This window comes from Kitasatospora sp. NPDC097691 (genome assembly GCF_040302665.1).
Lineage (GTDB): Bacteria > Actinomycetota > Actinomycetes > Streptomycetales > Streptomycetaceae > Kitasatospora.
In genome coordinates this window covers 1-11,732 of sequence record NZ_JBEORY010000105.1, presented here as the reverse complement: position 1 = coordinate 11,732, position 11,732 = coordinate 1, and the positions used below count along the sequence as shown (strand labels likewise).

The window sequence follows — 11,732 nt, the reverse complement described above, 5'->3', positions numbered from 1 at the left end:
CCGGAGTACATGGTTCCCTCCGCGTTCGTGGAGCTGGACGAGCTGCCGCTGACGGTGAACGGGAAGCTGGACCGTCGTGCGCTGCCGGCGCCGGCTTTCGGCCCGGAGTCGGTCGGTCGTTCGCCGCGGTCGCCGCGTGAGGAGGTGCTGTGCGGGCTGTTCGCGCAGACCCTGGGGGTGGAGTCGGTCTCGATCGATGACGACTTCTTCCGTTTCGGCGGTCACTCCCTGCTCGCGACCCGCCTGGTCAGCCGCATCCGCACCGTCCTCGATGTGGAACTCCCGATCCGCCGGCTCTTCGACACCCCCACCGTCGCCGGCCTGTCGGAGGCCATCGACCGCGCGGACGGCAGCGTCCGCGCCCCGCTCACCGCCGCCGTCCCGCGTCCGGAGCGGATCCCGCTGTCCTACGCGCAGCAACGGCTCCGGTTCCTCCACCTGCTCGACGGTGACAGCACCGCGTACAACGCGCCCGGCGCCCTCCGGCTGCACGGTCCGCTGGACCGGGAGGCGCTGCGGCTGGCCCTGGCCGACGTCGTCGCCCGCCACGAGAGCCTGCGCACCCTCTTCGTCGAGGACGAGGAAGGGTTCGCCCAGCGGATCCTGCCGCCGTACGACGCCCTGGTCGGGCTGGACGTCCGGGAGGCGACCGAGGACCGCCTGCCGGCCGAACTCGCCGCCGGGGCAGGCCACCTGTTCGACCTCTCCGCCGAACTCCCTCTGCGCGCAACGCTGTTCACCCTCGCCGAGGACGAGCACGTGCTGCTGCTGCTCCTGCACCACATCGCCGGCGACGGCTGGTCCCTGCAGCCGCTGGCCCGCGACCTGTCGCTGGCCTACACGGCCCGTACCGCCGGCCGGGCGCCGGCCTGGCAGGAACTGCCCGTCCAGTACGCCGACTACAGCCTGTGGCAACGGGAGACGCTCGGCTCGGAGGACGAGCCGGGCAGTGAGATCTCACGTCAACTTGCCTACTGGCAGCGGACCCTGGCCGGTCTACCGGAGGAACTGGCGCTGCCGGCGGACCGGCCGCGGACCGCGGACCTCGCGAGCCGCGGCGGACGGGTCACCTTCCAGGTGCCCGCCGCCCTGCACCAGGACCTGCACGCGCTGAGCGGCCGTACCCGGGCCAGTCTGTTCATGGTGCTCCAGGCGGCGTTGGCCGGACTGCTGACCCGGCTCGGCGCCGGGACGGACGTCCCGATCGGCACCCCGATCGCCGGCCGGACCGACACCGCCCTGGAGGAGCTGGTCGGCTTCTTCGCCAACACCCTCGTCCTGCGCACCGACACCTCCGGTGACCCGGCGTTCACCGAGCTCGTCGCGCGCGTCCGGGAGGCCGACCTCGGCGCCTACGCCCACCAGGACCTGCCGTTCGAGCGGCTCGTCGAGGCCCTCAACCCCGAGCGCTCGCTGGTCCGCCACCCGCTGTTCCAGGTCTGCCTGACCGTGCACAACTCCGACCCCCGGGCCACCGTCGCCGAGGTCGCCCGGCTGCCGAGGCTCGCCGTGGAATTGGAGCGGCTGCCGATCGAGGACACCAAGTTCGACCTCAACGTCGAGCTGACCGAGCGCTTCGACGAGCAGGGCCGGCCCGCCGGCATCGCCGCCGACCTGGAGTTCAGCACCGGCCTCTTCGAGGAGGCCACGGCTCGCGCGATCGGCGCGCGGTTCCTGCGGCTGCTCGCCGCGGTGGCCGCCGAGCCGGGCAGCCCGCTGTCCGCCGCCGACCTCCTCGACGCGGGCGAGCGCGCCGCCGTCCTGGCGCAGTGGAGCGACACCGCCCGCCCCGAGGTGGCCGAGGCGCTCGCCGGGGCCGGGCTCCCGGCCGCGCTGCGGCCCACCCGCGCCTGGGTCCTCGACGAGGCCCTCCAGCCGGTGCCGCCCGGTGTCCCCGGTCTGCTGTACGCGGCGGGCGGCGCCACGCAAGGCGACGAGGTGCCCGGCGAGGCGGAGGGCGTCGACCCGGACCGGCTGCTGCCCTCCCCGCTGGCGGGCGCGTCCTGGCTGTACCGCCTCGACCGCGCCGCCCGCTGGACCCCCGACGGCGAACTGCGGGTCGCCGAGGCCCCGGAGGCCGACCGGGCCGGGGCCGGACCGGCCGCCGCCGTGCTGCCCGCCCGGTCCCGGGGCCCGCGCAGCCCGCTGGAGCAGATCCTGTGCACCCTGTTCGTCGAGGTGCTCGGCGTGCCGTCCGTCGGCATCGACGACGACTTCTTCGACCGCAGCGGCCATTCGCTGTCGGCCGTCCGGCTGCTCAGCCGGGTCCGGTCCGTCCTGGGCGCGGAGATCTCGATCCGCACGTTCTTCGAGAACCCCACCGTCGCCGGGCTCGCCGAGGCGTTCACCCGCGCCGACGGGGCCCGCCGGCCGCTGGTGCCCGTCGAGCGGCCGCGCCTGCTGCCGCTCTCCTACGCCCAGCAGCGGCTCTGGTTCCTCCACAACCTGGAGGGCGCCGACGCGACGTACAACATCCCCGTCACCCTGAGGCTGACCGGGGACCTGGACCGCGCCGCGCTGCGCGAGGCCCTGGCCGACGTGGTGGCACGGCACGAGAGCCTGCGGACCGTGTTCGCGGACGACCCGGCCGGCGCCCGGCAGATCGTCCTGCCCGCCGGGCACACGCCGCCCCGGCTCACCGAGGAACGGGTCGGCACCGGGGAACTGGCCGAACGGGTGCGGGCCGCCGCCTCCCACGCCTTCGACCTGCGCGCCGAACTCCCCATCCGGGCCTGGCTGTTCACCACCGATGCCGGGGAGCGGGTGCTGACCCTGGTGGTCCACCACATCGCCGGCGACGGCTGGTCCATGGGCCCGCTGGCCCGCGACCTCTCGCTGGCCTACGCGGCCCGCGCCGCCGGGGAGGCACCGGCCTGGCCGGCGCTGCCCGTCCAGTACGCCGACTACACCCTGTGGCAGCGCGAGGTCCTCGGCTCGGAGGACGACCCGGACAGCGAGATCTCGCGTCAACTCGCCTACTGGCAGCAGACCCTGGCCGGCCTGCCCGAGCAGCTGGAGCTGCCCGTCGACCGGCCCCGCCCGCCCAGCCAGTCGCACCGCGGCGGCCGGGTCCCCTTCGAGGTGCCCGCCGAACTGCACGCGGCGCTCGCGGACCTCGCCCGCGAGACCCGCACCAGTCTGTTCATGGTGCTCCAGGCGGCGCTGGCCTCGCTGCTGACCCGGCTCGGCGCCGGGACGGACGTCCCGATCGGCACCCCGATCGCCGGCCGGACCGACACCGCCCTGGAGGAGCTGGTCGGCTTCTTCGTCAACACGCTCGTCCTGCGCACCGACACCTCCGGTGACCCGACGTTCACCGAGCTCGTCGCCCGCGTCCGGGAGACCAACCTCGGCGCCTACGCGCACCAGGACCTGCCGTTCGAGCGGCTCGTCGAGGTGCTCAGCCCGGTCCGGTCGCTGGCCCGCCACCCGCTGTTCCAGGTGCTGCTCGGCCTCGACAACAACCAGGAGGCCATCGACGTCCTGCGCCTGCCGGGCCTCACCGTCGACGTGGAGGCCCCGGAGACCGGACGCGCCAAGTTCGACCTCGCGTTCTTCCTCGACGAGACCCACGGCCCCGACGGCGAGCCCACCGGCCTGCACGGCGCGGTCGAGTACAACGCCGACATCTTCGACCGGGCGACGGCCGGCGCCTTCGCCGGGCGGCTGCTGCGGCTGCTCGGCTCCGTCGCCGCCGACCCGCACCGCCCCATCGGGCAGCTCGACGTCCTGACGCCCGGTGAGGTCCGGCAGCTCGGGGAGTGGAACCGCACCGCGCACGAGGTGCCGCCGCAGTTCGTCCCCGAGCTGGTCGAACGGCAGGCCGCCGACGTCCCCGAGGCCACGGCCGTCATCTCCGAGCGGAGCACCCTCTCCTACGGGGAGCTCAACGCCCGGGCCAACCGGCTGGCCCGCCACCTGGCCGCCCGCGGCGTGGGCGGCGAGTCCGTCGTGGTGATCGCGCTGCCCCGCTCCGCCGAGATGATCGTCTCGCTGCTGGCCGTCCTCAAGACCGGCGCCGCCTACCTCACCCTCGACACCAAGGCCCCCGAGCAGCGGCTGCGCGCCGTCCTGGACGACTGCGGCCCCGCCGCGGTCCTCACCGACACGGCCCACCGGCCGCTCCTGGGCGAGCCGCACGGCCGGGACGTCGTCCTGGACGACCCGGCCGTCGTACGGGCCGTGTCCGCCGAGGCCGACACCGACCTGACCGACGCCGACCGGGTCCGCCCGCTCGACCCGCGCCACCCGGCCTACGTCGTCTACACCTCGGGCTCCACCGGCACCCCGAAGGGGGTCGTCATGCCGATGGGCTCCCTGATGAACCTCCTCGGCTGGCACGCCGGCACCTACTGCGGCGGCGTCGGCACCCGCACCGCTCAGTTCTGCGCCGTCTCCTTCGACTTCGCCGTCCAGGAGATCCTCCAGGCGCTCGTCGTCGGCAAGACCCTCGTCCTGCCCGAGGAGCACGTCCGCCTCGACGGTCAGGAACTGGCCGCCTGGATCGCCCGGCACGGCATCAACGAACTCTTCGCCCCCACCCTCGTCATCGACGCCGTCCTCGCCGCCGCCGCGGACCGCGGCGAGCCGCTCGACTCGCTCACCGACCTCTTCCAGGGCGGCGAGCAGTTCCGGCTCAGCAGCGAACTGCGGGCGTTCTGCGCGACCGGCCGGCGGCGCATGGCGCACAACATCTACGGCCCCGCCGAGGTCGCCGCCATCACCTCGGCGACCCTGCCCGAGGACACCGACGAGTGGCCCGCCTCGGCCTCCATCGGCGAACCGATCTGGAACGCCGCCGCCCACGTCCTGGACGAGCGGCTGCGGCCGGTCGCCCCCGGCGTGCGCGGCGAGCTGTACATCGGCGGCTCCCAGATGGCGCGCGGCTACCTCGGCCGGCCCGACCGCACCGCCGAACGGTTCGTCGCCTCCCCGTTCGGCCCGCCCGGTTCGCTGATGTACCGCACCGGCGACGTCGTGCGCCGGCCCGCCGGCGGCGAACTGGAGTTCCTCGGCCGCTCCGACCACCAGATCAAGATCGGCGGCTTCCGGGTGGAACCCGGCGAGGTCGAGGCCGTCCTCGCCGAGCACCCGGCCGTCGACACGGCCGCCGTCCTCACCCGCGAGGACACCCCCGGCGCCGTCCGCCTGGTCGCCTACGTGGTGCCCGCGCAGCCCGGCCGGGACCACGACCTCGGTCGCACCCTGCGCACCCACATCGCGCAACAGCTGCCGCACTACATGGTCCCCGCCACCGTCACCGTCCTGGCCGAACTGCCGCTGACCACCAACGGCAAGCTCGACCGGGCCGCCCTGCCCGTCCCCGAGGCGCACTCCGAAGGCGCCGGCGAAGGGCCGCGCACCGAACGGGAGAAGGCGTTGTGCGCCCTGTTCGCCGACGTCCTCGGCGTCCGCGAGGTCGGCATCGACGACGGGTTCTTCGACCTCGGCGGCGACAGCATCATGTCGATCCAGCTGGTCGGCCGGGCCCGCCGGGCCGGACTCGAGATCTCCGTGCGGGACGTCTTCGAGCACCGCACCGTCGCCGCGCTCGCCACCGTCGTCACCGAGGCCGCGGGCACGCCGGCCGAGGAACCCGGCGCGGGCCTCGGCGAGGTGCCGCTCACCCCGATCAAGCACTGGCTGCTGGCCCGCAGCGACGACCTGGACGGCTTCACCATGTCCGCCGTCCTGCAGGCCCCCGCCCGGCTCGACCCCGGACACCTGACCGGCGCCGTCCAGGCCCTGCTCGACCACCACGACGCCCTGCGGGCCCGGCTCTCGCCGGCCCCCGACCGGCGCCTGGACGTCCCGGCCCCCGGCACCGTCGACGCCGCGACCGCGGTCCACCGGGCCGACGCCACCGGACTCGACGGGCCGGAGCTGACCCGACTCGTCCACGCCGAGGGGGAAGCCGCCCGCGACCGCCTCGACCTGGCCGCCGGCCGCGTCGTCCAGGTGGTCTGGGTCGACCGCGGCCCCGCCACCCCGGGTCTGCTGCTGCTCGTCATCCACCACCTCGTCGTCGACGGCGTGTCCTGGCGGATCCTGCTGCCCGACCTCGCCGAGGCCCACCAGGCCGTCGCCGCCGGCCGGGCGCCGGAGCTCCAGGCCGTCGGCACCTCGCTGCGCCGGTGGGCACAGCGCCTGACCGAGGAGGCCGCGAAGCCCGCCCGGGCGGCCGACGCCGGCTGGTGGCAGGACGTGCTGCGCACCGCCGACCCGCTGCTGGGCCGCCGCGCCCTGGACCCGGCCCGGGACACCCACGGCACCTCCGGCCGGATCGGGACGGTGCTGCCCCCCGAGGTGACCGAAGCCGTCCTGACCAGCGTCCCCGCCGCGTTCAACGCCGAGGTCAACGACGTCCTGCTGGCCGCCTTCACCCTGGCGTGGGCGCGCTGGCGCGGCGGCACCGGACTCCTGCTCGACCTGGAGGGCCACGGCCGCGAGGAACACCTCGTGGACGGCGCCGACCTGTCGCGCACCATCGGCTGGTTCACCAACCTGTACCCCGTCCGCCTGAACGTCGGACCCGCCGACGTCGCCGACGCGCTCGCCGGCGGCCCGGCCGCGGGAACCGCCCTCAAGGCCGTCAAGGAACAGCTCCGGTCCGTACCGGACAAGGGCATGGGCTACGGGCTGGTCCGCCGGCTCAACCCCGCCACCGCGAGCGGGTTCGACGGACTGCCCGAACCGCAGGTGGCCTTCAACTACCTCGGGCGGTTCGCCACCGGCGGCGACGGCCCGGTCGCCGACTGGACCCCGCTGAGCGGCATCGACGCCGTCCCCGGAGACCCCGCGCACCTGCCCCTCGCCCACCCCCTCGAACTCAACGCCCGCACCGAGGACGGCCCCGACGGCCCCCGCCTGGTCGCCTTCTGGACCTGGGCCGGCGGGATCCTCGACGAGACCGAGGTCCGGCACCTGGCCGGGCTCTGGTTCCAGGCGCTCGAAGCCCTCGTCACCCACGCGCGCGACCCCCTCGCAGGCGGACTCACCCCCTCCGACGTCTCCCTCTCCTCCATCACCCAGGACGAGATCGAAGCGTTCGAGGACGAGCTCGACGACCTGTTCGGCGACGACGAGTTCGCCGCCTCCGACGACGTAACCGCTCCTGAAGACGAAGAGGCCACGAAGTGAGTCGCAACCCGCGGAAGATCGAGGACATCCTGTCGCTGGCCCCCCTGCAGGAGGGCCTGCTCTTCCACAGCGTCTACGACGAGGACGGCCTCGACCCCTACGTCGTCCAGATCTCCTTCGACATCGAGGGCGCCCTCGACCCGGTCGCCCTGCGCGCCGCCGCCGAGAAGCTGCTCGCCCGCCACGCCAACCTGCGGGTCGCCTTCCGCCAGCGCAAGAACGGCGACTGGGCCCAGCTCGTCATGCGCGAGGTCCGACTGCCCTGGACCGAGACCGACCTGACCGGCCTGCCCGAGGACGAGCGCGCCGCGGCCGCCGCCGCGGCGACCGCCGCCGACCGCGCCACCCGCTTCGACGTCGCCCGGCCGCCGCTGCTGCGCTTCACCCTGCTGCGGCTCGGCGCCGACACCCACCGGCTGGTGCTGACCAACCACCACCTCCTGATGGACGGCTGGTCCCTGCCCGTCCTCATGGGCGAGCTGTTCGCCCTCTACGACACGAACGGCGACCCCACCGCCCTGCCCGCGGTCCGCCCCTACCGCGACTACCTCACCTGGCTGGAGCGGCAGGACAAGGACGCCGCCCGCACCGCCTGGCGCGACGCCTACGCCGACCTCGCCGAGCCCACCCAGGTCGCGCCCGGCGCGGGCCGGGCCGCCGTCGCCGGCGCCGAGGTGCAGGCCCTCCTCGACAGCGCCGACACCACCGCACTCGGGGAGATCGCCCGCAGCCGCGGCCTCACCCTCAACACCGTCGTCCAGGCCGCCTGGGCGATCGCCCTGAGCACCCACACCGGACGCGACGACATCGTCTTCGGCACCACCGTCTCGGGTCGGCCCCCGGAGCTCGACGGCGTCGAGCGGATGGTCGGGCTCTTCATCAACACCCTGCCCACCAGGGTCCGGATCCGGCCCGCCGAGTCGCTCACCGCACTCCTCGCCCGCGTCCAGGACGAACAGGCCCGGCTCACCCCGCACCAGCACCTCGGACTGGCCGAGGTCCAGCGGGCCGTCGGCCTCGGCGAACTCTTCGACACCTCCATGGTGTTCCAGAACTACCCGGTCAGCCGCACCGGCACCGCCGGCACCGGCATCGGCGCCGCCATCAGCCTCGCCCCCGGCAAGAACCGCGAAGCCACCCACTACCCGCTGCTGCTGATCGCCTCCGCGCGCGACACCATGCGCTTGCGCCTCAACTACCGGCCCGACGTCTTCGACGCGGCCACCGCCCAGCGCGTGCTCGACCGCTTCGTCCGGGTCCTGCACGGCCTGATCGCCGACCCCGACCAGGCCGTCGGCCGCCTGGCGCTGCTCGGCGACGACGAGCGCGACGAGGCCCTGCTGCGCTGGAACGACACCGCGCACGACGTCCCCGAGGACACCACGATCCTCGACCTGTTCGCGGCGCAGGCCGCCCGCACCCCGCACGCCCCCGCCGTCAGCGGCCCCGACGGCACCCTCGACTACGCCGAACTCGACGCCCGCTCCAGCCGCCTGGCGCACCTGCTCGTCGCGCGCGGCGCCGCCCCCGAGCGCTTCGTCGCCATCGCCCTGCCCCGCACCGCCGGCATGGTCGTCGCCCTCCTCGCCGTCCTCAAGGCCGGGGCCGCCTACCTGCCCGTCGACCCCGACTACCCGGCCGAACGCATCGCGTTCATGCTCGACGACACCCGACCCACCCTGCTCATTACCACCGGCGAGCCGGCCGCGGCCCTGCCCGACAGCGGCACCCCGCGCCTCCTGCTCGACGACCCCGCGCTGACCGGCGAGCTCGACACCCGCCCCGCCACCGCACCCACCGACGCCGAGCGGCACGGCGCCCTGCTGCCCGCGCACCCGGCGTACGTCATCTACACTTCGGGCTCCACCGGCCGCCCCAAGGGCGTCGTGATCGAGCACCGCTCCCTCGGCGCCTACCTGCAGTGGGCCCGCGACGCCTACCCGGCGATGACCGGCACCTCGCTGCTGCACTCGCCGATCTCCTTCGACCTCACGGTCACCGCCCTGTACACGACCCTGGTCTCCGGCGGCCTGGTCCGCGTCGCCGACCTCGACGAGAGCGCCGCCGACGGCCCCACCCCCACCTTCCTCAAGGGCACCCCCAGCGTCCTCGCCCTGCTGGAGGCGCTGCCCGCGGACGCCTCCCCGAGCCGGCTCGTCATGCTCGGCGGCGAACTCCTCCTCGGCGAGGTCATCGACCGCTGGCGGGCCCGCCGCCCCGAGGCAGACGTGCTGAACGTCTACGGCGCCACCGAGGCCACCGTCAACAGCGTCCAGTACCGCATCCCCGCCGGCGCCCCCTCGCCGACCGGCCCGGTCCCCGTCGGCCGCCCCTTCTGGAACACCCGGGTCTACGTCCTCGACAGCGCGCTGCGCCCCGTCCCCGCGGGCGTCCCCGGCGAGGCCTACATCGCCGGGACGGGCCTCGCCCGCGGCTACTGGCACCGGGCCGGGCTCACCTCCGAGCGCTTCGTCGCCGACCCGTACGGGCCGCCCGGCTCCCGGATGTACCGCACCGGCGACGTCCTGCGCTGGAACCACGACGGGCTGCTGGAGTTCGTCGGCCGCGGCGACGGGCAGGTCAAGCTGCGCGGCTACCGCATCGAACTCGGCGAGATCGAGGCCGTGCTGGCCGCGCACGAGCACGTCACCCAGGCCGCCGTCCTGCTGCGCGAGGACCAGCCCGGCGACAAGCGCCTGGTCGCCTACGCCGCCACCGGCGGCCGCGCCGTCACGCCCGACGAGTTGCGGGCGCTGGCGGCCGGGCGGCTGCCGGAGTACATGGTGCCGTCGGCGTTCGTCGTCCTCGACGCGTTCCCGTTGACGCCCAACGGCAAGCTGGACCGCCGTGCGCTGCCGGCGCCGGAGTACGGCGCGGACTCCGCCGGTCGTTCGCCGCGCTCCCCGCGCGAGGAGATCCTGTGCGGGCTGTTCGCGGAGACCCTGGGGGTGGAGTCCGTCTCGATCGACGACGACTTCTTCCAGCTCGGCGGGCACTCCCTGCTCGCCACCCGGCTGGTCAGCCGCATCCGGTCCGCCCTCGGCGCCGAGATGGCCATCCGTCAGCTCTTCGACACCCCCACGGTGGCCGGCCTCTCCGGGGCCCTCGACACCGGCAACGGCAGCGCCCGCCCCGCCCTCACGGCCGCCGTGCCGCGCCCGGAGCGGATCCCGCTGTCCTACGCCCAGCAGCGCCTCTGGTTCCTCAACCGCTTCGAGGGCCCCAGCGCGGCCTACAACTCGCCGGTCGCCCTGCGACTCTCCGGCGCCCTGGACCGGACGGCGCTGGGCCTGGCCCTCGCCGACCTCACCGCACGCCACGAGAGCCTGCGCACCGTCCTCGCCGAGGACGCCGAGGGCCCGCACCAGATCGTCCTCGGCGCCGACCTCACCGCGGACCTCACCGTCGTGCGGACCGACGAGGCGGGGCTGGACGAGGCCCTGCTGACCGCGGCCGGCCACACCTTCGACCTCACCACGGACACCCCCCTGCGGGTCTGGCTCTTCGAGCTCGACGCCGAGGAACACGTCCTGCTGCTGCTCACCCACCACGTCGCCACCGACGCGTGGTCCCGCGCGCCGCTGGCCCGCGACCTGACCACCGCGTACGCGGCGCGCGTCGCCGGGCAGGCCCCGGCGTGGCAGGCGCTGCCGGTGCAGTACGCCGACTACAGCCTCTGGCAGCGCGAGCTGCTGGGCACCGACGACGCGGCCGACGGTGAAGGGCCGATCCGGCACCAACTGGCGTACTGGCAGAAGGCGTTGTCCGGACTGCCGGAGGAGCTGGCGCTGCCGTACGACCGGCCGCGGCCGGCCCACGCCACCCACCGGGGCGACACCGTCACCTTCGAACTCGCCCCGGAACTCCACCAGGGCCTCGCCCGGGTCGCTCGCGAGCAGCGGGCGAGCGTGTTCATGGTGCTGCAGGCGGCGCTGGCTGCGCTGTTGAGCCGGTTGGGTGCGGGGGAGGACATTCCGCTGGGGACGCCGATCGCGGGTCGGACGGACGACGCGCTGGACGATCTGGTCGGGTTCTTCGTCAACACGTTGGTGCTGCGGACGGACGTGTCGGGTGACCCGACGTTCGCGGAGCTGATCGAGCGGGTGCGGGCGGCTGACCTGGAGGCGTACGCGCACCAGGACCTGCCGTTCGAGCGCCTGGTCGAGGCGGTCAACCCGGAGCGCTCGCTCGCCCGGCACCCCCTCTTCCAGACCATGCTCAACCTCAACAACGCCGGCCCGGTCGAGGCACTCGACGAGATCGCCAAGCTCCCCGGCCTGACGGTCCGTCACAAATCCCTGGAGACCGACCGGGTCAAGTTCGACCTCGGCTTCTCCTTCGCCGAGTCGCACGGCTCCACCGGCACGCCCGGCGGCCTGCGCGGCGCGCTCCAGTTCAGCACGGATGTGTTCGACCGGGGGACGGCGGAGGTGTTGGCGGAGCGTTTCGTGGGGGTGTTGTCCGCTCTGGTCGAGGATCCGCAGGGTCGGGTCGGCGGGGTGGATGTGTTTGTTGCGGGTGAGCGTGAGCGGGTGTTGGTGGGGTGGAACGGCGAGTCGCGGGTGGTTCGTGAGGTGTCGTTGCCGGTGTTG

At 74.4% G+C, this 11,732-nt stretch carries 2 protein-coding genes; both read left to right on the top strand.

Going from position 1 to position 11,732, the window contains the following annotated elements:
• A partial coding sequence (locus ABTY56_RS38105) for an amino acid adenylation domain-containing protein (RefSeq protein WP_502893274.1) occupies positions 1-7,140 on the top strand: 7,140 nt, incomplete at its 5' end.
• The coding region (locus tag ABTY56_RS38100; RefSeq protein ID WP_350634285.1) for a non-ribosomal peptide synthetase at positions 7,137-11,732 on the top strand (4,596 nt) is incomplete at its 3' end. The genes ABTY56_RS38105 and ABTY56_RS38100, both read left to right, overlap by 4 nt.